The following is a 24072-nucleotide window of genomic DNA, read 5'->3' on the forward strand; positions in this document are numbered from 1 at the left end:
ATGAGTGCACGTGTGCTGATGTTTCAGGGAACCGGCTCGGATGTCGGCAAATCGCTGATGGTGGCTGGCCTTGCCCGCGCCTTCGTCAGGCGTGGCCTGTCCGTCATGCCGTTCAAGCCGCAGAACATGTCGAACAATGCGGCGGTCACTGCCGATGGCGGCGAGATCGGTCGCGCGCAGGCGCTGCAGGCGCGGGCTGCAGGCGTTCCGCTGTCGGTTCACATGAACCCGGTGCTTTTAAAGCCGCAGAGCGAAACCGGCGCACAGGTCGTCGTACAGGGTAAAATTGTCGGCAATGCCAAGGCTGCCGATTATCAGCACATGAAAGCCGGGCTGATGCCGCGTGTGCTGGAGAGCTTCGAGCACCTGAAACAACAGGCCGATCTGGTGCTGGTGGAAGGGGCGGGAAGTGCTTCCGAAATCAACCTCCGCGCCAACGACATCGCCAATATGGGTTTTGCCCGCGCCGCGGATGCTCCCGTGATTCTGATCGGCGATATCGACCGGGGCGGGGTCATCGCCAGCCTCGTGGGCACAAAAACCGTTCTCGAACGCGATGATGCCGCGATGATAGAGGGCTTCATCGTGAACCGCTTTCGCGGTGACCCTACGCTGTTTTCAGACGGCATGCGGATGATCGCGGAAAAGACCGGCTGGGCGTCCATCGGGCTATTGCCGCATTTTTCCGATGCTGCGAAATTGCCGGCGGAGGACGCCCTTGGGCTTACCGGCCCGGCGCAACAAAAGCCCGGCGCGAAAATCCGCATTGCCGTGCCGATCCTGCCGCATATCTCCAATTTCGACGATCTGGATCCGCTCGACATGGAGCCGGATGTGGAGCTGATCCGAGTGCGGCAGGGCGAGACCATTCCCGCCGATTGCCGGCTGGTTCTGCTCTGCGGTTCGAAATCCACCATAGCTGATCTCGCCGCGCTGAAAAATGCAGGCCTCGACATCGACATCAAGGCACATGTGCGCCGCGGAGGTTATGTTCTCGGTCTCTGCGGCGGATACCAGATGCTTGGAAAAACCGTTGCCGACCCTGACGGCATCGAAGGACCACCAATGACGGTCGATGGGTTGGGCCTGCTGGATGTGACGACGGTTTTGACGGGCGACAAGAGGCTCGTTTCCGTCCAGGGACAGAGTTTCGACGGAATTCCCTTATCCGGCTATGAAATGCATGTTGGGGAAACGACGGGTGCCGCGGGCAACCTGCCATTTTCGACCATTGACGGACATGCCGATGGCGCAATTTCGCCCGATGGCCGCATCTTAGGCACCTATATCCACGGCCTGTTTGCGGATGACCGCCAACGCGGGGCGTGGCTTGAGCGGCTTGGTGGGCAGGGCACTGAATTGAACTATGATGCGCAGGTGGATGCCGTTCTTGATCGCCTGGCGGCCCATATGGAGAACCACCTCGATCTCGACAGACTGCTTTCTATAGCGCGATAAGGATTGCCAGCAATCCGAACAGCGCGATCAGCAGGAAGTCTGCGATCCTCGCCAGCCTGAGCGCTGTGCGAATATCGCCAGCAACCAGTGTCGCTCTTCCGCCTTCGCCCATGAAACGAGCCTCGATCATCTGCCCGCCATAGGAGCGCGGCCCGGCCAGCGCAAAGCCCAGTGCCCCGGCCAATGCCGCCTCCGGCCAGCCGGCATTGGGAGAGCGGTGATGCCGCGCATCGCGGCGTATCGCGGCAATTGCCCCTTTCGGTGATGCACCCTTCACGAAAAACGCGGCGACCACGAAAAGACCGCCGCTCAGTCTCGATGCCGGCAAATTGACCAGATCGTCCAGCCGGGCCGACGCCCAACCAAAGGCCTCATGGCGTGGCGAGCGATGACCGATCATGCTGTCGGCCGTGTTGATTGCCTTATAACCCGCACCGCCTGGCAGCCCCAGAAGACCAAGCCAGAGGGAAGGGGCGACAATGCCGTCAGAGAAATTTTCAGCCAGGCTTTCAATCGCCGCCCGGCAGATTGCCGCCTCATCCAGCGCCTGCGGATCGCGCCCGACGATCATGGAGACAGCTTTGCGCCCGCCGTCAATCCCCTCGCGTTCCAGCGCAATGGCGACGGCCTCCACATGCTGTTCCAGACTTTTTTGGGCCGGAAGCGACGCCCCAAGCACCGCAACAAGCAACAGACCAAGGGGCAATAAAAGCAGAACCGATTGCACTAACCATGCAACAAGCACCGTCAGCGCCAGAAAAACGGAAAGCGCCGCGACGCCTGCAGCCTTGCGCTGCGAAAATGAAGCACTCTCCCGGTTCCATTTTTCGTCCAGCAGCGCGATAAGCGAACCGATCCAGGTGACGGGATGACCGATGCGTTTGAACAGCCAGTCCGGATATCCAGTCAGGCGTTCGATCAAGAGCGACAGGAAAGCGAGAGCGAAGAACATGGGCGATAAGGTACCGGAAAAAGCGCAGGCTGCGATCCGTCACGGCGGCAATCTCGGCAAGGCGCGTCTGATGTTTCCTGAAGCGCCGGAACCGTGGATCGACCTGTCGACCGGGATCAATCCGCACTCCTACCCGCATTCTCCCGTTCCCGCCAGCGCATTTGCCCGCCTGCCGGAGCCTGACGCGGCCGAAGAATTGAAAAGGCTGGCTGGCGCCTCTTTCGGCGCACCATCCACGGGGCATGTGGCACTGTCCCCGGGCACCCAGATGCTGATGCCATTGCTGGCTCACCTGGCACTCGAACGCGGAGCGAAAAGCGGAGCCGTGCTCTCCCCCGCTTATGCCGAACATGCCCGAACCGCGCGCATGGCCGGACTGACCGTGACCGAGGTAGACCATATCGGTGATCTGTCAGCTTACGACTATGCGGTGGTGGTCAATCCCAACAACCCCGATGGTCGCGTCACTGATCGAGAAGCTTTGTTGTCGCTGGCCGAGGCGATGCGCCGCAAAGGCGGCCTGCTCGTCGTAGACGAGGCCTTTATCGAGACAGGACATACGGAAAGTCTTGCGAATGTCGCAGGGCGCGACGCGCTGGTGGTACTGCGATCCTTCGGCAAGTTCTATGGCATGGCAGGGGTCCGGCTCGGTTTTGCGCTTGCGCATCCCGACATCGCTGCCGAGCTGGAGGCAAGGCTTGGCCCCTGGGCAGTATCCGGGCCGGCGCTCAATATCGCGACGCAGGCTTTGGCGGACAGGGAATGGCAATCAGCCATGCGCCTCCGGCTTGCGGCAGAAGCACAGCGTATGAGTGAATTGCTGGAAAAAGTGTGCCTGAAGATTGCCGGCGGTACGCCCCTGTTTACCCTGGTGCGGGACCACCGGGCCAAAGAACTGTTCGATCACCTTGGCCGGCACGGCATTCTGGTGCGCATTTTTGATGAAAGGCCGAACGACATGCGTTTCGGCCTTCCCGGCAGCGAAGCGGAGTGGCAGCGCCTCACGGAAGCGCTGTTATCCTTCAATCATCCCTTGAACGTGTAGGTCGCAATAGAATCCGGCTTCATTTCAATGGAGAAACCGGGCAGCTTCGGCGGCATGTACGCGGCATTGCGAATATCGCAGGGTTCGATGAAATGCTCGTGCAGATGGTCGACATATTCGATCACGCGGCCTTCCTTGGTGCCGGAAACCACGAGATAGTCGATCATCGACAGATGCTGCACATATTCGCAAAGGCCGACGCCACCGGCATGCGGCCAGACCGGCAAATTGTATTTGGCAGCAATCAACAGAACCGCCAGCACCTCGTTGAGACCACCCATGCGGCAGCTGTCGATCTGCACGACGTCGATTGCACCTTCGGCGATGAACTGCTTGAACATGATACGGTTCTGGCACATTTCGCCGGTTGCCACCTTCACGGAGCCGATGGCTGCACGGATCTTGCGATGGCCGGCGACATCGTCCGGGCTGGTCGGCTCTTCAATGAAGAAGGGCTTGGCGAAGGCAAGTTGCTTGACCCATTCAATCGCCTGATCCACTTCCCACACTTGGTTGGCGTCGATCATCAGATAACGGTCGGGGCCGATCACCTCGCGGGCGATGGTGAGGCGGCGGATATCGTCTTCGAGATCACGGCCAACCTTCATCTTTACATGGTTGAAACCGGCATCGATCGCTTCCTGGCAAAGACGGCGCAGCTTGGCGTCGTCATAACCGAGCCAGCCGGCTGATGTGGTGTAGCAGGCGTAGCCTTCGTTCTTCAGCGTCTCGATACGTTCCTTTTTGCCGCTTTCGGCTTTTTTGAGGATCGCAAGTGCATCGTCCTTCGTCAGCACGTCAGTCAGATAACGGTAATCGACGATATCGGCGATTTCTTCCGGGCTCATATCGGCAACAAGCTGCCAGACCGGCTTTCCCGCCTTTTTGGCCAGCAAATCCCAGACAGCATTGACGACAGCGCCGGTGGCGAGATGCATCGCGCCCTTGTCCGGGCCGATCCAGCGCAGCTGGCTATCACCAGTCAGGTGGCGCCAGTATTTGCCGGGGTTCTCGGTGACCGTCGCCAGATCGGTTCCCACCACCAGATGGCGCATCGCCTTGATGGCCATGCAGCAAATCTCATTACCGCGGCCAATGGTGAAGGTCAGCCCGTGGCCTTTCAGTTCCGGTTCATCGGTGTCGAGAATGACGTAAGCCGCCGAATAATCCGGGTCGGGGTTCATCGCATCCGAACCATCAAGGCTCTGGGAGGTCGGAAAACGCAGGTCGAAAACTCGCAGATCAGTAATTTTGGTCATGGCCGTTCACTCGCGGTCAGTGTCAAAGGAAATCGTTCAGTCGTGATGGAAGGTTTCTTCCATCATTGCCCACCACTCGCCTTCCTTGCGGCTTTCGAGTGGTTGCTGGCAGGGAATGGTGAAAGACCACCATTCCTGGTTCTTTGGGCTTGCCGCCATCTTCGCCATATCGGCGCTGAAATCGGTGCCGTGATATTCCCAATATCCGAACAGCAGATTTTCCGGTTCGCGCAGGAAGATCGTGTAGTTGCGGATGTTGCAATCGCTGATGAGCGCCAGAATTTCGGGCCAGACGGCGGCGTGCAGTCTTCTATATTCCGCAATCATGTCCGGTTTGACGCCGATGACCATTCCCATGCGCTGCATACAAAACTCCGTTATTGCTTGATGGTGGCGAGCGCCGCACGCAGTTTCCGCTGCGGCACGTTTAACCCCAGACGTTCCGCCGCAGCGATGACCGGGACAAAACGACGGCGTTTTTTTTCATCGTGATTGCCTGAAATGTCCGCGAGCCGGTGGGCGAGAAAGGGGTTCAGGAAACGCTCCCGCACCGCACGGATATAGGCTTGCGCTTCTTCTCCCATGCCTTCTGCGGCAAAGACCGGCAGAACCTCGTCCCGCCAGAGCGTTTCCAGATCTCCCGAAAGCGCATCGTCGGCCATTGCCTGCCGCACCGTCTCGTCTTTCTCACGGGCATCCCGCAACCATCGCTCCGCCAGATAGGAATGGCCAAGATTGAGCAGGAACAGCTTCAGCTTTTCATAGCGGTCGAGATCATCAGTCAGCACCACCGCAGGGTGGGTGCAGGGCAGAACAAGGCCCTCCTGCTTCTCGATTGCCCAAAGCGCATAGGGCTCGGCAACTGCGCCAACCGGATCGATCGGCTCGGAAACGATGCGGTCTACAAGGCTGTTGGCAAAACGGCATTTCTCATTCAGGTAGAAGCCGAAACCCGCTGGCAGCTGCCATTCGTCGGCAAGCTGGCGAACAACCTCTTTCAACCGGTCGCCGTTGCGCGGAACAAGCTCGCAAGGAAAGATCGATACAGGGGCTTCCGGATTGGTCTGAAAACGTTCCAGCAGCAACAGGCAGAGCTTTGCAGGAAAACTCTTTGGTACAAGCGTGAAGTCGTCGGCAAGACCCGGCCCGTCGAACGAATCCAGCTCATAACCGCGGTCACCCGTATTGGACAGAATGACCCCTGCCCCGCAGGCGATGCGCCGCACCTCGGCCCAGTCGGCCGCCGCCGTCAGCGCGCGCGCGACAGCCTTACCTGGAATTTCCTCATCCACCTCTTGCCCATCGCGAATGCCGCGAATGCGCACCGGATAGGGCGTGCCATCGTTCAATGCTGCCACACGCTTCAGGCTCTCCGCATTGCCGGTCGTCTGGACGATTGCGATGCGCCCGAGGGCCTCGCCTTTTTCCAGCGCCTGCGAAATGAACAAATCCGCATGCGCCAGAAGAAAGCGGCTGGTACCGAATTGCAGGATGGGTGTGTCGGTCGTCATGCGACCTCCACCATGCCCTTGATGACTCCGGCTTTCGGATCGGTCAGCCCGGCGAATTTGGAAGGCACCTCGGCAAGTGTCATGCGGTGAGTGATGAGTGCCTCCGGTACCTTGCCTTCCCGCAGCGCCTGCAACACCCGCTCGAAATCCTCCGGCGTGGCGTTGCGGCTGCCGAGCAGCGTGGTTTCGCGCTTGTGAAACTCCGGATCGTTGAAGGAGATGTCGCTGGCAACGATGGAAACCAGTACATAGGAACCGCCGTGGCCGACGAAGGAAAAGCCACGCTCCATGGCTTTAGGATTACCGGTCGCATCAAAAACGGCATCGAAGAAATCGCCGCCGGTGATATCCGACAGGCGATCCTTGTCGCCCTCGCCAAGCGTCACCGTATGGGCAACGCCGAGATGGTCCTTGCAGAAATCCAGCCGGTCGGTGCGCCCGTCAATCATCGTCACCTCACCGCCATCGAGAACGGCGAAAACCGCAACCGCCATGCCGATCGGACCGGCGCCGACGATCAGGACCTTCTGACCCTTTTCCACCGACCCACGACGCACGGCATGCGCGCCAATCGCCAGAAATTCGGTCATTGCCGCCTGATCGAGGCTCAATCCCTCCGCCTTCAGCACGAATTGCTGCGGAACGCTCAGATATTCGACCATGCCGCCATCGCGATGAACGCCAAGCACACCGATGTTGCGGCAGCAATTGCTCTTTCCTTTGCGGCAGGCGCTGCACTCACCACAGGAAATATAGGGTATGACGGTAACGACATCGCCCGCCGAAAGACGGCTGCCTTCCGGCGCCTCTTCCACCATGCCGGAAAGCTCGTGGCCCATGATGCGCGGATAGGAAAGATAAGGCTGATTACCGGTGAAAATATGCAGGTCCGTGCCGCAGACACCAATGCGACGAATACGCACCAGCACTTCACCTTCGCCACGGGCGGGCTTTGGTAGTTCCTTGGGGACAAGTTGACCGGGGGTCTCGCAGAAAATCGCCAGCATGCATCACCTGTTGGGAAGGGAATAAAAACGAACGGCGTTGCCGCCAAAGACGGCCGCATGGTCGTGCTCAGGCACGATTTCGCGGCAGAAGTCCAGCCATTCCTGATAGTCGCCAGCCAGCCGCAATACCGGCCAGTCGCTGCCGAAGATCACGCGTTCGCCGCCGAACAGTTCCAGAATGGTTTCGGCATAGGGCCTGACGGCTTCCGGTCTCTGCTCGCCACGCTCGGTCAACAGGCCGGACAGCTTGCAATGGAGGTTGGGAAGGGCCGCCAAAGCTGCCATGTCCCTGCGCCAGTCCCCATATTGGCCCGTGGCGATAAGCGGCTTCGCCCCGTGATCGATGACAACAGGCAATTGCGGATGGCGGCGCGCGAAAGCGAGAAGATGCGACAGATGCGGCGGCAGGACCAGCGCATCGAACACCAGTGCATGTTTCACCAGCGCATCCACAGCGGCATCGAGCGCGGGATCGTCGATCCATGTCACATCTTCCATGCCTTGCAGCATAGGCCGTACGCCCTTGAAGGCCGGATGTTTTGCCCGCCGGGAGATTTCCGCCGCAGCATCCGCGGACTTCATGTCCACCCAGCCGACCACGCCCTTGATGAAATCGGTGCTGCCAGCCAGATCGAGCATGAAATCCGTATCGGCCGCACTTTCCATCGTCTGCACCAGCACCGTTCCGGAAACTCCGACCTTTGCCAGCAGAGGAGACAGATCCTGCGGAAGAAAATCCCGGTAGATGGCAGCCAGAGACGGTGGCGGCCATTGCCCGGCACGATCCTTCATCAGCCAGAAATGCTGGTGGGCATCGATGATCATCGCTTCAGGCCTTTGTGCCGGGCACGGGTGCGCCTTCGGAAATCAGGCCACGCTTTTGCAGCTCCGACCAGAATTCGTCCGGAACAACCTGTTCGAACCATTCGATGTTTGCGGCAAGTTGCTGCGCATTGCGCGCGCCGGATACGACCGTGACCGAAGCCGGATGCCCGAGCGGAAACTGCAGCGCAGCCGCCTGCAACGAAACACCAACGTCGTCACAAACGCCCTGAAGCGCATCCACCCGCGTGATGATGTCGGCAGGCGCATCGGCATAGTTGAATTTGCGGTTGCCTGCCAGAATGCCTGAATTGAAAGCACCGGCGACCACGATCGCAACGCCGGTTTCCGCGCAACGGTTCATGAAGGCAAGGCTCTGCTGCTCCAGAAGCGTATAACGGCCGGCAAGCATGGCAACGTCGATGTCGAAAACATCCATGGCGTCGCCGACGATTTCCCACTCGTTGACGCCGAGGCCGATAGCACCCGTCGACCCTTCCTCGCGCAGCTTGCCGAGTGCCCGGAAGCCGCCGCCAGTGGTCAGCTGCTCCCAGTAGTGCTGGTGCTTTTCGCCATGCGTGAAAGAGCCGATATCGTGCACATAGAGAATATCCGGCTTCAGAACGCCGAGCCGCTGCTGGCTCGCTTCGAAGGAGCGCAGAATACCGTCATAGGAATAATCATAGACCGGGCGGAAAGGCAGCGGCGCAATATAGGCGTCCTCTTCCGGGCCCACAGTTTCATCGGGAACCATGACGCGACCGACCTTGGTGGAGAGGGTGTATTCGCTTCGGTCATGCTCCGTCACCATGGTTCCAAGACGACGCTCCGAACGCGTGTAACCGTAAAAAGGTGCGGTATCGAAATAGCGAATGCCGCTTTCCCATGCCTTGTCGAACGCACCTTTGGATTCCTCGTAGGGCGTAACGCGGTAGAGATTACCCATCTGCGCGCAACCAAGGCCCATGACCGTGACTTCAACGGCACGGCGCGGCAATTTACGTGTATCGGAGACTTTCATCGCAAGGGCTTCCTGATTTTTCGGTAGAGCGGATGTGAAAACCGTATGCGGTATTGACTGAAATCCCGCTTCTGAAATTTGTGATGCGCGCCGCTCAAAGAGCGGCGCGCCGTCATGCGTTAATAAAGAACGTTCTTGGCTTCCGGCTTCTCGATATTGTCCTTGGTGACAACAACAACGCCGGTGTCGACGAACTTTTCGACCTTTTCCTTGCTGATGAGCTTGGAAACGGTCTGGATGCCCTTTTCGCCCATCTGATACGAACCCTGAACGACGATGCCGGCCAGCGTGCCGTCCTTGACGAAGCCCTGAAGGTCCTGGTTACCGTCAAAGCCGATGCCGACAACCTTGCCTGCCTTACCGGCCTGGGCGAGCGCGCGGCCTACACCGATTGCGGTGGGTTCGTTGGCGCCGAAGATGCCCTTGAGATCGGAATTGGCGGCCAGAACGTCGGTTGTCTGGTTCAGCGCCGTCGCCATCTGCGACTGCGAATAGAACGGACCTACGATCTTGAGGTTGGAATGCATCTGGATATAGTCGGTGAAACCGCCAACGCGTCCGATTTCCGAACCGGCACCGGCGACGTAGGACATCACGGCGATCTTGCCTTCCTTGCCAACCTTGTCGATCAGCGCCTGAGCAGCCAGTTCGCCGGCTTTCTTGTTATCGGTCGCCAGGAAGGACTGATAATATTGCTCGGAACCCTTGGCGAGCTGTGAGTCGATCAGAACCACGGGAATGCGGGCTTCCCAGGCTTTCTTGACAGCCGGAACCAGCGCATCAGGATCGGAAGGAGCAAGAACGATACCCGAAACCTTACGGTTTACAGCGTTTTCAACCATGTTGACCTGATCGGCGATGGCCGATTCAGAAGCCGGACCCTGGAAGGTCATGGTGTTGCCGGCAGAGTCCTTCATCGCCGCATCGGCGCCCTTCTGAACGTTCTGCCAGAAGGTGGAGTTGACGGTCTTGACGATGACGGCGATTTCGCCGGCCTGCACGGTGGAGACGCTCCACAGCGCGATTGCGGATGTCAGAAGGGCGGTCGTAAGCTTGTTCATTTCTTCCTCCGTGATGTCGGCATACCGGGCCTCCCGTGCCGATCTTGTTTGCGGATAGGGTCCGCAGCCCTGTATCAGCGGCGGTTGCGCAGCTGGTCGATCCAGACGGTGACCAGAATGACAAGACCGATGATGATCTGTTGCGTGAAGGCGGACACGCCATTCATATTGAGACCGTTGCGCAGGATGCCGATGACGAAGGCGCCGATTGCCGTGCCGGAAATCGTACCCACGCCGCCGATGAGCGATGTGCCGCCGATAACGGCGCTGGCAATGGCGTCCAACTCATACATCACGCCCTCATTCGGCTGGGCTGTGACGAGGCGCGACATCAGCACGCAACCGGTCAACCCGGCGAGCGTACCGGACAGGATGTAGGTGAAATTGGTGACGCGTGCGACGTTTACGCCGGACAGACGCGCAGCATCCGCATTCGAACCGACGGCATAGATGTGACGGCCAAGGATGGAGCGGTTGAGCATGAAGGAAACAGCCAGCGCAATAACCACCATGAGGATGACGGGGTAGGGAATGCCCGGAAACACTACGTTCGGAAAACCGTCATCACCAATATTGACGATGCGGAAGAGGGCGCCGTTGCCGAGTTCACCGAAGGATTCGCCGAGGCCGGAAACCGCTCGCGCACCGGTGATCTGCAGTGCCACGCCACGGGCGATCAACATCATGCCGAGTGTCGCGATAAACGGTGGCAGCTTGAAGCGCGTGACCATGAGGCCATTGATGAGACCGCAAAGCGACCCCGTCAGAATGCCAAGCAGCATGCCGACCGGCACCGGCATACCCAACTCCTTCACCGCAAGCGCGGCAACGACCCCGGCCAGAGCAAGCACCGAACCAACGGAAAGATCGATGCCGCCGGTGATGATGACGCAGGTCGCACCAATGCCGAGAAGGGCGATGGAGGTCACCTGAAGCGCAATGGTCATGGCATTGTTGACGGAGAAGAAGGCGCTGCTGGTGGCGGAAAACACCATAACCAGCACAACGAGACTGCCAAGAGCCGCAAACTTCTGGATGATGTCCTTCTGGCGGTCGCTGAAAGCGAAGCTCTTCTTGGGTTCTGCAATATTAGCCATGTCGTTCCTCACTGCGCGGCCCGGCCGTAACCGGACGCGTACCGCATGATTTCTTCCTGATTGGTCTTGGCGGTCTCAAGCACGCCCGTGATCCGGCCCTGGTGGAAAACGGCGATACGATCCGTCAGCCCCAAAATTTCCGGCAGTTCCGAACTGATGAGAATGACGCCGATGCCCTGTGCAGCCAGCTCGTCCATGATCTTGTAGATCGCGAATTTTGCGCCGACATCGATGCCGCGCGTCGGCTCGTCGAAAAACAGCACGCGCGACTGCCGGAACAGCCATTTGCCAATGATGATTTTCTGTTGGTTGCCACCTGAAAGCAGCCGCACCGTCTGTTCGATCGAAGGGGTACGGATGTTCAGGAGATCGACGTAACGTCTGGCGACATCGTCGTGCTTCTTGAAGTCGATCAGCCCGAAGCGGTTGGAGACCTCGCCGATATTGGCAAGCGTCGTATTGGCCGCAACCGACATCTTGATCGCAAGACCATCGCTTTTGCGGTCTTCGGACAGATAGGCGATACCCTCTTCGATGGCATCTCGCGGGGAACTGATGGAAAGCTCCCGCCCGTTGAAAACGACCTTGCCAGCATCCAGAGGATCGGCACCGAAAATCGCCCGTGCGACTTCCGTGCGACCAGCACCCATCAGTCCGGCAAAGCCGAGAATCTCACCGCGCCGCAGCGAGAAACCGACATCGTGGAACACACCCTTGCGCGTCAGCCCTTCCACAGAGAAAATAACATCATCCGTAGGGCGCGACGTGCGTTCCGGGAACTTCTCCTCCAGCGAACGCCCGACCATGCGCGTGACGATATCGTCAACGGTGATCGATGCAAAATCGTCGGTCGAAATATAACGCCCGTCCCGCAGAACCGTCACGCGGTCGACGATTTCGGCCATTTCATCGAGCCGGTGGGAAATATAGACGATGCCGACGCCAGAAGCCTTGAGATCGCGGATCACCTTGAACAACAGCCGCGTTTCCTGCTCGGTCAGCGAGGAGGTCGGCTCATCCATGATGAGGACTTCAGCATCCAGGGAAAGCGCCTTGGCAATTTCCACCATCTGACATTGAGCGACCGAGAGGCCGCGGACAATCTGGTCAGGGTCGATATCGACGCCAAGCCGATCGAGACAGCGCTTTGCATCAAGCCGCAGCTTCTTGCGGTCGACGAGGAAACCACGGCGCGGCTCGCGGGCGAGATAGATGTTCTCGGCAACGGAAAGATGCGGAACGAGGTTGAGTTCCTGATGGATGATGGCGATGCCGGCGGCTTCGGATTCCAGCGGCGATGCATATTGCACTTTGACGCCCTTGTGCAGGATGGTTCCGTCGCTTGGCTGGTAAACGCCGCTGATGATTTTCATCAGGGTGGATTTTCCGGCACCGTTTTCGCCGCAAACAGCGTGAACCTCGCCGCTGCGCAAGTCGAAATGCACATTCGACAACGCTTTGACGCCCGGAAATTCCTTGCTGATGTTTTCGAGACGCAGGAGGCCTGAACCAAGGCCGCGCGCCGTCTCCTCAGGCGAAAAATCGCCTCGAATTGTCGATGCGCCCTGCGACATCAAGAAACCTCCACCCGCGCTCCCCGCTCCACCGGGGGCAATAATGAGCCAAATGGTTAGGCCGCTTTTTTAAAATGGTCAAGCCAATTAGCCCAAAATTTGAATCCCGCGTCTGGTACACGCAAAATCATCTCAAAAAACTTATTGAAATAACATTGTAAATTCATGTATTTAAGTAATTTCTTGCGTATTGATGCGCTTGGCGCTACGGTAAGGCCAAATTCAGATAACAGACAAGGTTCGTCAGAAAACACATGAATGGTCAGGCCAAAATAGCGGAACCACGCAGGCTTTATCAGCAGATTGCGGACCAGATACGCGAGCTGATCGATCTGGGAGAGTTTCTGCCTGGAACACGACTTCCCGCCGAACGGGAACTGGCACAGAAGCTCGGGGTTTCGAGACCATCACTGCGCGAGGCACTGATTGCGCTTGAAATCGACAACACCGTCGAAATCCGCATGGGTTCCGGTGTCTATGTGTCCACCGAGGCCCTTCAGACAACCCACAACACCAAATCCTTGGGCGACAGCCCTTCCGAACTGATGCAGGCGCGCGCAGCGCTGGAAGGCGCGACAATCGTACTGGCGGCGAGCCGCATGACCGATGAAACGATTGCAAACCTTCGCCAGATTCTCAACACGATGCAGCAGGAAATCGAGGCCGCGCGCAAACCTCTCGATCAGGACCGGCTTTTCCACGTCACCATTGCCGAACAATCCGGTAACAGCGTTCTGGCCCGGCTGGTGGCAAACCTCTTCGATGAGCGCCACAGCCCGATTTCGGCACAATTGCGTGTGAAATTTGAGGATCGCGATACCTGGACCCACGCCCTTCAGGAGCACGAGGCGATTTTGGCGGCCCTGGAGTTGAAAGATCCGCTGCTGGCGCAGGCGGCCATGCATACCCATCTGGAAGGTTCCAAGAGACGCTGGGTAGACGGCTGAATTCAAAACATAGCAGGCAATGTACCGGGGAGGAGAAAAACCCGTGAGTGAGAATTCCGAGGCAACCATTTTGCTGAACGCCAACGACAATGTCGCGGTGGCACGCCGGTCGATACCGGCCGGTGGTGCGACGGGCAGAGGCGATCTGACAGCGCGGGAGCTGATCGGACGCGGCCACAAGGTGGCCCTGACGTTTATCAGATCCGGAGACGAGGTCCTGAAATACGGACAGGTGATCGGCATCGCGACACAGGATATCGAGCCTGGCCGGCATGTGCATCTGCACAATCTCGCCATGGTGCCTTCCGAACACACGCATCAGTTCAGTGTCGATATCGAGGAAAAAGGCATGCTGCCCGAGGGCGAGCGCCGGACCTTCAAGGGTTTTGACCGGGGTCTCGGTGGCGTTGGCACACGCAACTACATCGGCGTCATCGCATCCGTGAACTGTTCCGCCACCGTGTCGCGTTACATCGCCGATTATTTCAACAAGCAGGGCGGCCTTGAAGGGTTCGACAATGTCGACGGCGTTGTGGCACTGACCCATGGCGGCGGCTGCGCGCTCAATACGAAATCGGAAGGTTATCGTCTTCTGATCCGCACCATTCAGGGTTATGCCCGCCACCCGAATTTCGGCGGTATTCTGCTGATCGGCCTCGGCTGTGAGACCAACCAGATCGCCCCCATCCTCGAACACTACAAGATGGAGGAGGGCGAACGGCTGCGCACCATGACGATCCAGCAGCACGGCGGCACACGCAAAACGATCGATGCCGCCATTGCCGAGATCAAGGCGATGCTGCCAATGGTCAATGCTGCCCAGCGCACTGAACAGCCGCTTTCGAAACTGAAGGTCGCGCTAGAATGCGGCGGTTCGGATGGTTACTCCGGAATATCGGCAAACCCGGCCCTGGGATATGCATCAGATCTCATCGTCCGCAACGGTGGCACAACGGTTCTTGCCGAAACGCCGGAGATTTACGGCGCTGAACACCTGCTGACGAAGCGTGCCGTCACGCCTGCTGTTGCCGAAAAGCTGTTGCAGCGCATCGACTGGTGGCGGGATTATACCGCTCGCAACGGCGATGAGCTGAACAACAACCCATCCCACGGCAACAAGCTTGGTGGACTGACCACCATTCTTGAAAAATCGCTGGGCGCAGTGGCCAAAGGTGGCTCCATGCCACTGAAGGCGGTCTACGAATTCGCGGAAACCGTTACTGAACAGGGCTTCGTTTTCATGGATACGCCTGGTTACGATCCTGTTGCCGTCACCGGCCAGGTCGCCGGCGGCTGTAACGTCATCTGTTTCACCACCGGCCGCGGCTCCGTATCGGGATTCAAGCCGGCACCCTGCATCAAGATCGCCACCAATTCCGAAATGTATGAACACATGAAGGAAGACATGGACCTCAACTGCGGCGAGATCGTTACCGGCGCGGAAACCATCGAGGAATCCGGCAAACGAATTTTCGAGCACATTCTTGCAGTCGCTTCGGGAGACAAGACGGTCAGCGAGATTTACGACTACGGCGACAATGAATTTGTGCCGTGGCAGGTGGGCGCGGTTACCTGACCCGCTTCCAATATGTGCATCGGACTGTCCCACGTGAAACAAAAGGCCCGGAAATCACTTTCCGGGCCTTTTAAATTCTCTGCGCCGTTTTTGCTTAATGGCGGAAGTGACGCATGCCGGTAAAGACCATCGCCACATTGTGCTCATTGGCCGCATCGATCACGTCCTGGTCGCGCATGGAACCACCAGGCTGAATGACTGCGGTGGCACCTGCTGCAATAGCTGCAAGCAAACCATCGGCGAAGGGATAAAATGCTTCAGAAGCCACAGCAGAGCCACGCGTCAGCGGCTCAGCAAGGCCGAGTGCCTTGGCCGCATCTTCCGCCTTCTGGGCGGCGATACGGGCGGAATCCACCCGGCTCATCTGTCCGGCGCCGATACCTGCCGTCTGGCCGTCCTTGGCATAGATCACCGCATTGGACTTCACGTGCTTGGCAATCTTGAAGGCGAACTTCATGTCTTCAAGTTCCTGAGGTGTCGGCACACGCTTGGTGACCACCTTCAGTTCCAGATCCTCGACCATGCCGTTGTCACGGCTCTGAACCAGAAGACCGCCGGAAACCGTCTTGGCCGTAATGCCGGCAGCGCGCGGATCTGGCAGGCCACCAGCTGCCAGCAGTCGCAGATTGGGCTTGCGGGCGATAATGGACTTTGCCTCTTCCGTCACATCGGGTGCAATGATGACTTCGGTGAAGAGCTTGACGATCTCTTCTGCCGTTTCCGCATCGAGCGTGCGGTTCAAGGCGATGACGCCGCCGAAGGCCGAAACGGAATCGCATGCCAGCGCGCGCCGGTAGGCTTCTGCAAGTGTTGGACCCGTCGCAACACCACAGGGGTTGGCGTGTTTGATGATCGCTACAGCCGGCGCATTCTCCGGCAGGAATTCGGCTACCAGCTCGTAGGCTGCATCCGTATCATTGATGTTGTTATAGGAAAGCTGCTTGCCCTGAAGAAGCGTCGCCGTGGAAACACCGGGGCGCTTTTCGCCGGTCAGGTAAAAACCGGCGCTCTGGTGCGGGTTCTCGCCGTAACGCATTTTTTCCTTCAGCGCACCGCCGATGGCACGGTAATCCGGCGTCTCGATCGCCAGCGCCTCAGCAAACCAGTTGGAAATCACCGCATCATAAGCGGCGGTGCGGGCATATGCCTTGGCGGCGAAGGTCTGGCGCAGCGCGTAGGAGGTTTGACCGTCATCGGCCTGCAGGGCTTCCACCAGCGCAGGGTAGTCGGACGGATCGGTGACAACAGTGACATAGGCATGGTTCTTGGCCGAAGCGCGGATCATTGCCGGGCCGCCAATATCGATATTCTCGACCGTAGTGGGGTAGTCGCCACCCTTGGCGCGAACTTCCTCGAAGGGATAGAGATTGATGACGGAGAGATCGATCGCCTCAATACCGTGAGCCTTCATTGCCTCGACGTGATCAGCATCATCCCGGATAGCCAGAAGTCCACCATGCACGTTGGGATGCAGGGTCTTGACGCGACCATCCATGATTTCCGGGAAATTGGTCACATCGGAAACATCCGTTACCGGCAGTCCCGCGTCAGCGATGGCCTTTGCCGTGCCACCCGTCGACAGCAGCTTGACGCCAAGTTTGGACAGGACAGTCGCCAGCTCGATAATGTCCGTCTTGTCAGAAACGGAAAGAAGGGCTGTACGGATTTTGACTTTATCGGGAGCGGGGATTTTTTTGGAAACGACAGCCATCGGGCATACTCCGTTTAACGGGGAGGACAGGCTGGACTGGGATTGATCCAGCAATTGCCGCCGCGTTAACACAGCTTGCCATATTAATAAACAGCGGGGACGCGGAACGGCGAAAACTATGGCGGTTTTTGCCTGAAACTCGCCAGGAATCCTCTACGCCTTGCGTTCGATGATCCAGCGGATTTCCCGAGTATTCGCCAGATTGAATGGCAGCTCGATCTGCTGCGAAGGCCGCATGCCGGATGCATCCGCCATAAAAACATCCTCGGTCACGAAAAGCTCCAGTCCCGGCGCCGAAAACAGCCAGGTCGTTCCATCCGCTGCCTCCAGATAAACCGACTCCTCGTCCTGTTGGTATAGCTGGATGTGGGGGTGGATATGGAATCGCGATACCGCCGATATGGATTGCAATTGCGCCTTCACCACATTCTCGTCGGCCCGAAGCAGATCACGGCCCTTTATCTTCGTACCGGCAACATTCAGCTCGATTTCCCGATCGTGATAGCAACCGAAATTCTGCAAATAACCGTCATGCGACGCCCACAGGACATCATTGCCATTTGCATCCGTTCCGCGGCGGCTCTCCACCTGACTGACACCGGAAACCATGATCGGCCCGAGCAGTCTCGAGCGGGACAGTCTGCAAGACGACGTGTCGGCGAGCGTGACCGTTGAATGGGCCGCCGTCGAGCGGCTCGCTCGCTGATATTCGGGTGCTGCGTTTTTCGGGAAGCCCGAATTGACGATGAACCGGCTCTTGCCACAGGACATCTCAAAGGACAGACAGCCCGAATGGGCGTTACGCGAAAGCTCCGCCGAGCCTGGATGACCAGTGTCCACGATGATGACCGTCTCATCGGTTGCAAGACGATGATAATTGACATCCGGCAGCATTTTGGACGGCCGGCCGGCTGTCTCATCGTAACGAAGTACCGACACAAGTTCATTGGCAAGCGTGGCGGTGGCGCCATTGAACAGTGCCAGATCGCCGCCCTGATGGCGGAAAAACCGGATGGCCGGAAACATCCTGTCAATCGCCGGCACCAGCCCCGAGGGCAGATCGTGACCGAGATTGATGTAGCTTTGCCTAAGCGGCAAAAGATCGAGCAGCAAATCCAGCATGACCCGCGGATTGCGGGAAACATGCCCGCCATCTGGAAGAATCTGGCGTTCCATTTCCTGCGCCAGCTTCATTCCGTGCCGAGTAATATGGGACAGGCGGGTCGGCATGGCGATGGACGCGACGGCCAGCGCAATCCTGATCCGCAGCCTCGCTTCGCCATCCGGCGCATGTTTGACGATCCTGTCGAGATAACGCACGTGAAACGCAAGACTTTTCAGGAAACGACGATAAAAACCCGCATCGGCCTCATGTAAAACGACGGGAGAATGGGACAGCCAGGCAATCAGCCTTTGTGCCGCGATCTCCGGAGACCAGGCGATCCCCGCAACCCGCTTGCCGTGAATAGTCATCCATTCGGCAACGATACGGCGCGCCCGCTTGCTGGCCTCACTCGATCTGTCGGAACGGATATGCCGCAGCCAGCCGAATGCATGCAGCCGCTCTTCAAAAACCACCGAGGGATAGTCCACCTGAAATGGCGATAGACCGCCGGTTTCTACGACGCGGCCGGCGAGCGCAATCCGGCCCCGCAGCAATTCCTCGGCAAAATACGGATCTATTGCCCTCAGATCAGTCGGCGCCGCCACCAGACCATCGGGAACGCGATTGGCAAACCGGGATATGCGAAGGCGCAAAGGAGCGAGGCCCACACACAGATGACGATACGCCATCCGCGAGAGAAGACCGGCGGCATTGATGCTGCCTGCAAAGGACCCTGACAAGCTGTGTTTCCCGTTTCACATGTTTTGTTTTTATGAGTGAACCGTGATGATCGGAACGTATCGGCAATTATCCAATGATTCGCGGAAGCTTGGCTTTTTTCTACTTCTTACGCAAGACACTGCTAAAAAACCCATCGATGCCGCCGAACATATCCGGAGTTGTACGAAGATCGCCTTCGGCAGTGACGGCGGCTTCCATTCCCGGCCAATCGTCCTTGCGAACGGCAACACGCTCGAAGTCCGGGTTTTCCGCCAGGACCTGTGCAATCATCGCTTCCCCTTCAGAGGGATCGAGCGAGCAATTGGAAAACACCACAATGCCGCCGGCTCCCACCAGCGTGAGCGCGTGTCGCAACATCTGGCCCTGAAGAGCGGCAAGCTTGGCAATATCATCCTCGTCCTTCGTCCAGCAGACATCGGGATGTTTACGCAACGTGCCGGTAGACGAGCAGGGGGCATCCAGAAGAACGGCGTCGAAAAGCTGTTCCGGCTGGTACTTTAGCATATTGGCTTCAACGGTTTCGGCGTGAAGACCAAGCCGGTCGAGATTTTCCCTGAGGCGGCGAAGACGATTGCTGGACTGGTCCAGGGCAGTCACCTTCGCACCGGCAAGCGCGAGCTGGGCGGTCTTGCCGCCCGGAGCTGCACAGAGATCGGCAACACGTTTGCCGGAAATATCGCCCATCAGCTTGACAGGCATGCTGGCCGCGAGATCCTGAACCCACCAGGCACCCTCGGCAAAGCCTTCAAGCGAGGGAATCTGGCCTTCAAATTCACCGAGACGGACACTGCCATTCGGCAAAACCGTACCGCCCAGCTTTTCCGCCCAGACCGCCGGATCGTTCTTCACCGTGAGATCGATGGAAGAGGGCGTCAGCTGCGCTTCGGAAATCCGTTTGGCAACCTCATCTCCGTAAGCTGAAACAAGCCGAGCGTAGAACCAGTCCGGCAGCACGGGCACATCCGCGATCGCCTTTTCGATTTCTGCTTTTTCCCGGCCCAATCGCCTGAGGACGGCATTCACCAGCTTGGCAAAACGCCTGTTGCGCGGGTCGCGATGGGCCTGTTCCACGGCAAGATCGACCGCAGAATGATCGGGAACATCGAGGTGAAGCACTTGCGCTGCGCCAACGACAAGGACGTGATGAAGCGACCGGGCGCCCTGCGGCAACGGTCCGTCAAGCAGCATCGACAAGGCGGCTTCGATACGCGGAAGGTGGCGAAGCGCGCTGTTGACGATCGCTCTCACCAGCGCCCGGTCGGCAAGGGATAGCGCACGATAGACGGGATTGCCGTTTTCGCTGTCCAGCATACCGTCCAGCGAGGTTTTCTTTTCCAGAACGGCCGCCAGAATGCGGGTTGCGGCAACGCGTGCAGCAAGGCCGGGTTTATCCTGGAAAGACGAAGGGCCGTCTTCGCGGCCCCTTGCATGGTCCTGTCCCGGTTTTTTAGACCGCGACGGCTTATTTTGAGTATCGGATGTCAAGACCACGGTCCCTTGCGCTCGTTTTCCCTGCCTCGTCCCCAGCCCGTATTGGGAACGGAGCCTGATTTGCGCTGAGGTCTATCACCCGATGGCGCTGGCGTCGATCCTCGCGGGGAAAACTCCTGCGCCATGGCGTGAAGTGCCGCCACCCGGTTTTCCGTATTCGGATGCGTAGAAAACAGGTTGTCCATGCGCTCACCGGACAGGGGATTGATGATGAACATATGGGCCGTCGCCGGGTTACGCTCCGCATCCTCATTATGAATGCTCTGCGCCATGCCCGAAATTTTCTGCAGTGCCGAAGCAAGCCAGAGCGAATTGCCGCAAATTTCCGCTCCCCGCCGGTCGGCAGAATATTCCCGGGTACGGCTGATCGCCATCTGCACAATCATCGCGGCGAGCGGCGCCACGATCATTGCAACAAGTACGCCGATAAAGCCCAGCGGATTATTGTTGTTTTCACGATTGCCACCAAAGAAAAACGCGAAGTTGCCGAGCATGGAGATGGCGCCTGCCAGCGTCGCGGTCACAGTCATCGTCAGCGTATCGCGGTTCTGCACATGGGCCAGCTCATGCGCCATGACACCAGCCACTTCTTCAGGGGTGAGGCGCTCCAGCAGGCCCGTCGAGGCGGCGACAGCGGCATTCTGCGGGTTTCTTCCCGTCGCGAAGGCGTTCGGCTGCGGGCTGTCATAAATATAAACCTTGGGCATCGGAAGATCGGCATTATGCGAGAGATCGCGGATCATGTGGAAAAATTCAGGCGCATTCGCCTCATCGATCTCGCGTGCACGATAGGCCGACAGGACCATCTTGTCCGAATTCCAGTAGGAGAAAAGATTCATACCAGCGGCAATAAGCAAGGCAATCATCATGCCACCCTTACCGCCGATCAGAAAACCGACACCCATGAACAATGCCGTCATGAAGGCCAGAAGCATTGCCGTGCGCATCATGTTCATATGTCAAATTCTCCTTGTTACCACTCAGGAAATATTCCGGGGTTTATAAAGCCCATCTGTTTATATAATCTGGTGAACGGCAAACATATTTCAATATCCCGTCATAGGGAGGATTACTCATGCAGGATGCGGATAATGACAACGGCGCGGAAATGCTCAAGCGGCTTTCGCCGGCGGCGGAACGTGCGTTGAAGGAAGCGGAAGAACGGCGCAAACAACAGGCGGATCTTCAATTGCCGCAGGAAACCGGCGGTCGCGGCGGCGCGGAACCTGTTCGTTTCGGTGACTACGAAATAAACGGCCGCGCTATCGACTTTTGAGCACCACAGCATAAAAATACCCGCTAAACGCGGGTATTTTATCAATTAAAACAGATACTTGCTTATTTTTGCTCCAGAAGCCGGCACACGGCTTCCAGCTGCTCTAGCGTGCGGTATCCGATGCGGATTTGTCCCGATCCGCCTTTGTGGCTGATCTTCACGTCCAGACCGAGAGCATCCGACAGGCTGCGTTCAAGCGCGACCGTATCGGAATCCTTCTCAGCCGAAGGCCGCTTCTCCAAGACGTCACCCTGCGACTTGATGTCGTTTTGCGCCAGGCGCTCGGCATCACGCACCGAAAGACCCTTGGAAACGATAGTCCGAGCCAGACCTGACGGATCGGAAGTGGAAACAAGCGCGCGCGCATGGCCAGCGGAAAGCGAACCATCCGCCAACATGTCCCGAACCGGATCGGGAAGTTTCAGAAGACGAAGGCTGTTTGCAACATGGCTTCGGCTCTTGCCGATGATTTCACCGAGGTCGTTCTGAGTGTAGCCATGTTCGGCGATCAGCTGCTCATAGCCCATCGCTTCTTCAAGCGGATTGAGATCGGAACGCTGGACGTTTTCGACGATAGCCAGCTCCAGAGCCGTGCGGTCGTCTACATCCCGAACGATGACAGGAACGTCCGTAAAACCGGCCAGCTGTGCCGCGCGCCAGCGCCGTTCACCAGCGATTATCTCGTACCGGTTGACGCCAATAGTTCGCACGACTACAGGCTGAACAATCCCGTGCTGACGAATGGATGAGGCAAGATCCTGCAACTCATTTTCGTCAAAGTGTCGACGTGGGTTTCTCTGGCTGCGAGCGATGAACTCGATCGGGATGGCGCGATCCGCACTAACGGCGCGCTGCGGTTCACCCACAGGCACAGGCTGATCCATTTCGCCGATCAACGCCGCAAGACCGCGTCCGAGTCGACGCTTGGAAAGATCATCACTCATAAGATATTACTCCATATAGTCCGGCAAAACGTCAGGCCGCCTTGCGCAGACGCTCTCTCTGGATCACTTCGGAAGCCAATTGCAAATAAGCCTGGCTTCCGGCGCATTTCAGATCATAAAGAATTGCCGGTTTACCATAAGACGGCGCTTCGGAAACCCGAACATTGCGCGGAATGAGAGTGTGGTAAACCTTTTCTCCCAGATGCATCCGCACATCGGAAACCACCTGCTGCGCAAGATTGTTGCGCGCATCGAACATCGTGAGAACGATACCCTGAATATCAAGCTGCGGATTGACGGAGCCGCGTATCTGGCTAACCGTATCCAGCAGCTGGCTGAGGCCTTCCAGCGCAAAGAACTCGCACTGCAATGGTACCAGCACCGAATGGGCGGCGGTCATGGCATTCATGGTCAAAAGATTGAAAGAGGGCGGGCAATCTACCAGAATATACGAATAGTCTCTGGCTTCCTGCGTCTCCATGGCGGTACGCAACAGAAAGACGCGGTTGGCAACATTCGCAACCTGCATCTCAAAGCCCAGAAGATCCATCGTTGACGGGACCATATCGAGGTTCGGAACTGCTGTCGGAACCGCAACTTCGGCAACGGTATGATCACCCACCAGAAGATCATAGGAAGAAAGCTTGCGCTCTTTGCGGTCGATTCCTAAACCTGTGCTAGCATTACCCTGCGGATCAAGATCAATGATCAGCACCCGCTCACCAATAGCCGCCAATGCAGTAGCCAGATTGATGGCCGTCGTTGTTTTGCCAACGCCACCCTTCTGGTTCGCGACTGCGATAATCCGGTTTTTTTCAGAAGTCATACCGCACCTGACCAGCTCGTCAGTGCCTCTTAGTGAGGTTACTGATTTCAAGAACAACAGAATCTGCCTCAATGGCACTCTGGTGTTTTATCAGATCAAACTGCCAGCGGCCATGCGCTTTCTGCAGTTCGGATTCATAATCCCTGCCTTTATTGAAATATGCCCTGAGATTTGGATTATTCTGCGCCCACGGGTGAATATATTCAAAAAGTAAATTCATCTCGGCGAGGGCTCTTGCCGAAACCGCATCGCAATTTTCAACGGTTTCAGGCGCTTTTTCAATTCTGACTGGATGAACCGCGCCTCTTGCGCCGGTTTCCTTCAGCGCAATTCGCAAAAACGCAGCCTTTTTATTGTTGCTCTCTACCAGATCGACCCAACCATCACCCAGTTCCGCGAGAAAAATCGCTGTAATGACGCCCGGAAAACCGCCGCCGCTTCCCAGATCAATCCATTTTTGCGGTTGAGGGGCGAGCTGAAATATCTGGGCACTGTCCGCGACATGCCGGCTCCAGAGCTCAGTGAGAGTCGAAGGCGCAACCAGATTTGTGGTTTTGTTCCACTTCTTGAAAAGCTCGACAAAATGCTCGAGCCTCTCCTGTGTTTCACGTGAAACACTCTGGCCGTTTATCTTCATGGTCCGACTCG

22 protein-coding genes are annotated in these 24072 nt (G+C 57.8%); 5 read left to right on the plus strand and 17 right to left on the minus strand.

Going from position 1 to position 24072, the window contains the following annotated elements; translation table 11 throughout:
* Nucleotides 1–1458 (plus strand): cobyric acid synthase, encoded by a 1458-nt coding sequence (locus ACQZ63_RS20990; RefSeq protein ID WP_113556103.1) that lies wholly within the window; start codon nucleotides 1–3, stop codon nucleotides 1456–1458.
* Here the strand turns inward: ACQZ63_RS20990 and cbiB are convergent.
* Nucleotides 1445–2410, minus strand: a complete 966-nt coding sequence (gene cbiB, locus ACQZ63_RS20995) for an adenosylcobinamide-phosphate synthase CbiB (protein WP_113556101.1) — start codon at nucleotides 2408–2410, stop codon at nucleotides 1445–1447. The genes ACQZ63_RS20990 and cbiB overlap by 14 nt on opposite strands.
* On the opposite strand from cbiB, the gene cobD reads away from it, so the two are divergent.
* Complete coding sequence (cobD, locus tag ACQZ63_RS21000) at nucleotides 2409–3455, plus strand: threonine-phosphate decarboxylase CobD (protein WP_113556099.1); 1047 nt, start codon at nucleotides 2409–2411, stop codon at nucleotides 3453–3455. The two genes, cbiB and cobD, sit on opposite strands and share 2 nt — an antisense overlap.
* Here the strand turns inward: cobD and ACQZ63_RS21005 are convergent.
* The 9 genes from ACQZ63_RS21005 to ACQZ63_RS21045 form a co-directional block, all read right to left on the minus strand.
* On the minus strand, nucleotides 3437–4714 hold the full coding sequence (locus tag ACQZ63_RS21005; RefSeq protein WP_003516405.1) for an L-fuconate dehydratase: 1278 nt from the start codon (nucleotides 4712–4714) through the stop codon (nucleotides 3437–3439). The two genes, cobD and ACQZ63_RS21005, sit on opposite strands and share 19 nt — an antisense overlap.
* A 36-nt stretch (nucleotides 4715–4750) precedes the next feature.
* Nucleotides 4751–5080, minus strand: a complete 330-nt coding sequence (locus ACQZ63_RS21010; protein ID WP_003516404.1) for an L-rhamnose mutarotase — start codon at nucleotides 5078–5080, stop codon at nucleotides 4751–4753.
* Between the two features lie 11 nt (nucleotides 5081–5091).
* Nucleotides 5092–6225 (minus strand): mannitol dehydrogenase family protein, encoded by a 1134-nt coding sequence (locus tag ACQZ63_RS21015; RefSeq protein WP_111782525.1) that lies wholly within the window; start codon nucleotides 6223–6225, stop codon nucleotides 5092–5094.
* Nucleotides 6222–7232, minus strand: coding sequence for a zinc-binding alcohol dehydrogenase family protein (locus ACQZ63_RS21020; RefSeq protein ID WP_113556097.1), 1011 nt, complete (start codon nucleotides 7230–7232; stop codon nucleotides 6222–6224). Before ACQZ63_RS21020 ends, ACQZ63_RS21015 begins: the two co-directional genes overlap by 4 nt.
* 3 nt (nucleotides 7233–7235) lie before the next feature.
* Nucleotides 7236–8057, minus strand: a complete 822-nt coding sequence (locus tag ACQZ63_RS21025) for an amidohydrolase family protein (protein WP_111790448.1) — start codon at nucleotides 8055–8057, stop codon at nucleotides 7236–7238.
* 4 nt (nucleotides 8058–8061) lie between these two features.
* A complete protein-coding gene (locus ACQZ63_RS21030) occupies nucleotides 8062–9075 on the minus strand; it encodes an aldo/keto reductase (RefSeq protein WP_038492598.1) in 1014 nt (337 codons plus the stop codon).
* Nucleotides 9076–9194: 119 nt separating this feature from the next.
* Complete coding sequence (locus ACQZ63_RS21035; RefSeq protein WP_003516397.1) at nucleotides 9195–10136, minus strand: ABC transporter substrate-binding protein; 942 nt, start codon at nucleotides 10134–10136, stop codon at nucleotides 9195–9197.
* Between the two features lie 74 nt (nucleotides 10137–10210).
* Nucleotides 10211–11233, minus strand: a complete 1023-nt coding sequence (locus tag ACQZ63_RS21040) for an ABC transporter permease (protein ID WP_003516396.1) — start codon at nucleotides 11231–11233, stop codon at nucleotides 10211–10213.
* 8 nt (nucleotides 11234–11241) lie between these two features.
* Complete coding sequence (locus tag ACQZ63_RS21045; protein ID WP_013637002.1) at nucleotides 11242–12807, minus strand: sugar ABC transporter ATP-binding protein; 1566 nt, start codon at nucleotides 12805–12807, stop codon at nucleotides 11242–11244.
* Nucleotides 12808–13061: 254 nt separating this feature from the next.
* Here ACQZ63_RS21045 and ACQZ63_RS21050 point away from each other — a divergent pair, with 254 nt between their 5' ends.
* Both ACQZ63_RS21050 and ACQZ63_RS21055 read left to right on the plus strand, forming a co-directional pair.
* Nucleotides 13062–13754, plus strand: coding sequence for a FadR/GntR family transcriptional regulator (locus ACQZ63_RS21050; RefSeq protein WP_013637003.1), 693 nt, complete (start codon nucleotides 13062–13064; stop codon nucleotides 13752–13754).
* Between the two features lie 43 nt (nucleotides 13755–13797).
* Nucleotides 13798–15330, plus strand: a complete 1533-nt coding sequence (locus tag ACQZ63_RS21055) for a UxaA family hydrolase (RefSeq protein ID WP_025594703.1) — start codon at nucleotides 13798–13800, stop codon at nucleotides 15328–15330.
* Between the two features lie 94 nt (nucleotides 15331–15424).
* On the opposite strand, the gene purH is transcribed toward ACQZ63_RS21055, so the two are convergent.
* The 4 genes from purH to htpX form a co-directional block, all read right to left on the minus strand.
* On the minus strand, nucleotides 15425–17041 hold the full coding sequence (gene purH / locus ACQZ63_RS21060; RefSeq protein ID WP_013637005.1) for a bifunctional phosphoribosylaminoimidazolecarboxamide formyltransferase/IMP cyclohydrolase: 1617 nt from the start codon (nucleotides 17039–17041) through the stop codon (nucleotides 15425–15427).
* A 153-nt stretch (nucleotides 17042–17194) separates the two neighbouring features.
* Entirely contained in the window at nucleotides 17195–18835 is a 1641-nt protein-coding gene (locus ACQZ63_RS21065) for a heparinase II/III family protein (protein WP_111782621.1), read from the minus strand.
* A 151-nt stretch (nucleotides 18836–18986) separates the two neighbouring features.
* The gene (locus ACQZ63_RS21070; protein WP_065705246.1) at nucleotides 18987–20372 is read right to left on the minus strand and encodes an RsmB/NOP family class I SAM-dependent RNA methyltransferase; all 1386 of its coding nucleotides are present in this window, start codon (nucleotides 20370–20372) and stop codon (nucleotides 18987–18989) included.
* Nucleotides 20369–21334: a zinc metalloprotease HtpX gene (gene htpX, locus ACQZ63_RS21075; protein WP_113556095.1), complete on the minus strand. Its 966-nt coding sequence runs from the start codon at nucleotides 21332–21334 to the stop codon at nucleotides 20369–20371. The genes ACQZ63_RS21070 and htpX overlap by 4 nt, the downstream gene beginning before the upstream one ends.
* Nucleotides 21335–21453: 119 nt before the next feature.
* Between htpX and ACQZ63_RS21080 the strand changes: the two genes are divergently transcribed.
* A complete protein-coding gene (locus tag ACQZ63_RS21080) occupies nucleotides 21454–21654 on the plus strand; it encodes a DUF1674 domain-containing protein (protein ID WP_003516384.1) in 201 nt (66 codons plus the stop codon).
* Nucleotides 21655–21716: 62 nt separating this feature from the next.
* Here ACQZ63_RS21080 and ACQZ63_RS21085 read toward each other — a convergent pair whose 3' ends face one another.
* The 3 genes from ACQZ63_RS21085 to rsmG are packed head-to-tail and all read right to left on the minus strand — an operon-like array spanning nucleotide 21717 to nucleotide 24061.
* Nucleotides 21717–22598, minus strand: a complete 882-nt coding sequence (locus ACQZ63_RS21085) for a ParB/RepB/Spo0J family partition protein (RefSeq protein WP_013637009.1) — start codon at nucleotides 22596–22598, stop codon at nucleotides 21717–21719.
* A gap of 31 nt (nucleotides 22599–22629) precedes the next feature.
* Nucleotides 22630–23424 carry a ParA family protein gene (locus ACQZ63_RS21090; RefSeq protein ID WP_113556093.1) on the minus strand — a complete coding sequence of 265 codons (795 nt, stop codon included), beginning with the start codon at nucleotides 23422–23424 and terminating at the stop codon, nucleotides 22630–22632.
* Between the two features lie 19 nt (nucleotides 23425–23443).
* The gene (rsmG, locus tag ACQZ63_RS21095) at nucleotides 23444–24061 is read right to left on the minus strand and encodes a 16S rRNA (guanine(527)-N(7))-methyltransferase RsmG (protein ID WP_038492606.1); all 618 of its coding nucleotides are present in this window, start codon (nucleotides 24059–24061) and stop codon (nucleotides 23444–23446) included.
* Nucleotides 24062–24072 lie beyond the last annotated feature (11 nt).

The sequence above is a fragment of the Agrobacterium sp. CG160-95 genome, from assembly GCF_053521725.1.

Coding starts and splice junctions, on each gene's coding strand:
- ACQZ63_RS21030 (WP_038492598.1), bottom strand. CDS start 9,075: ATGAAAGTCTCCGATACACGTAAATTGCCGCGCCGTGCCGTTGAAGTC.
- ACQZ63_RS21020 (WP_113556097.1), bottom strand. CDS start 7,232: ATGCTGGCGATTTTCTGCGAGACCCCCGGTCAACTTGTCCCCAAGGAA.
- ACQZ63_RS21080 (WP_003516384.1), top strand. CDS start 21,454: ATGCAGGATGCGGATAATGACAACGGCGCGGAAATGCTCAAGCGGCTT.
- rsmG (WP_038492606.1), bottom strand. CDS start 24,061: ATGAAGATAAACGGCCAGAGTGTTTCACGTGAAACACAGGAGAGGCTC.
- ACQZ63_RS21090 (WP_113556093.1), bottom strand. CDS start 23,424: ATGACTTCTGAAAAAAACCGGATTATCGCAGTCGCGAACCAGAAGGGT.
- ACQZ63_RS21010 (WP_003516404.1), bottom strand. CDS start 5,080: ATGCAGCGCATGGGAATGGTCATCGGCGTCAAACCGGACATGATTGCG.
- cbiB (WP_113556101.1), bottom strand. CDS start 2,410: ATGTTCTTCGCTCTCGCTTTCCTGTCGCTCTTGATCGAACGCCTGACT.
- purH (WP_013637005.1), bottom strand. CDS start 17,041: ATGGCTGTCGTTTCCAAAAAAATCCCCGCTCCCGATAAAGTCAAAATC.
- ACQZ63_RS21005 (WP_003516405.1), bottom strand. CDS start 4,714: ATGACCAAAATTACTGATCTGCGAGTTTTCGACCTGCGTTTTCCGACC.
- ACQZ63_RS21065 (WP_111782621.1), bottom strand. CDS start 18,835: ATGGCGTATCGTCATCTGTGTGTGGGCCTCGCTCCTTTGCGCCTTCGC.
- ACQZ63_RS21085 (WP_013637009.1), bottom strand. CDS start 22,598: ATGAGTGATGATCTTTCCAAGCGTCGACTCGGACGCGGTCTTGCGGCG.
- htpX (WP_113556095.1), bottom strand. CDS start 21,334: ATGAACATGATGCGCACGGCAATGCTTCTGGCCTTCATGACGGCATTG.
- ACQZ63_RS21015 (WP_111782525.1), bottom strand. CDS start 6,225: ATGACGACCGACACACCCATCCTGCAATTCGGTACCAGCCGCTTTCTT.
- cobD (WP_113556099.1), top strand. CDS start 2,409: ATGGGCGATAAGGTACCGGAAAAAGCGCAGGCTGCGATCCGTCACGGC.
- ACQZ63_RS21050 (WP_013637003.1), top strand. CDS start 13,062: ATGAATGGTCAGGCCAAAATAGCGGAACCACGCAGGCTTTATCAGCAG.
- ACQZ63_RS21045 (WP_013637002.1), bottom strand. CDS start 12,807: ATGTCGCAGGGCGCATCGACAATTCGAGGCGATTTTTCGCCTGAGGAG.
- ACQZ63_RS21040 (WP_003516396.1), bottom strand. CDS start 11,233: ATGGCTAATATTGCAGAACCCAAGAAGAGCTTCGCTTTCAGCGACCGC.
- ACQZ63_RS20990 (WP_113556103.1), top strand. CDS start 1: ATGAGTGCACGTGTGCTGATGTTTCAGGGAACCGGCTCGGATGTCGGC.
- ACQZ63_RS21025 (WP_111790448.1), bottom strand. CDS start 8,057: ATGATCATCGATGCCCACCAGCATTTCTGGCTGATGAAGGATCGTGCC.
- ACQZ63_RS21035 (WP_003516397.1), bottom strand. CDS start 10,136: ATGAACAAGCTTACGACCGCCCTTCTGACATCCGCAATCGCGCTGTGG.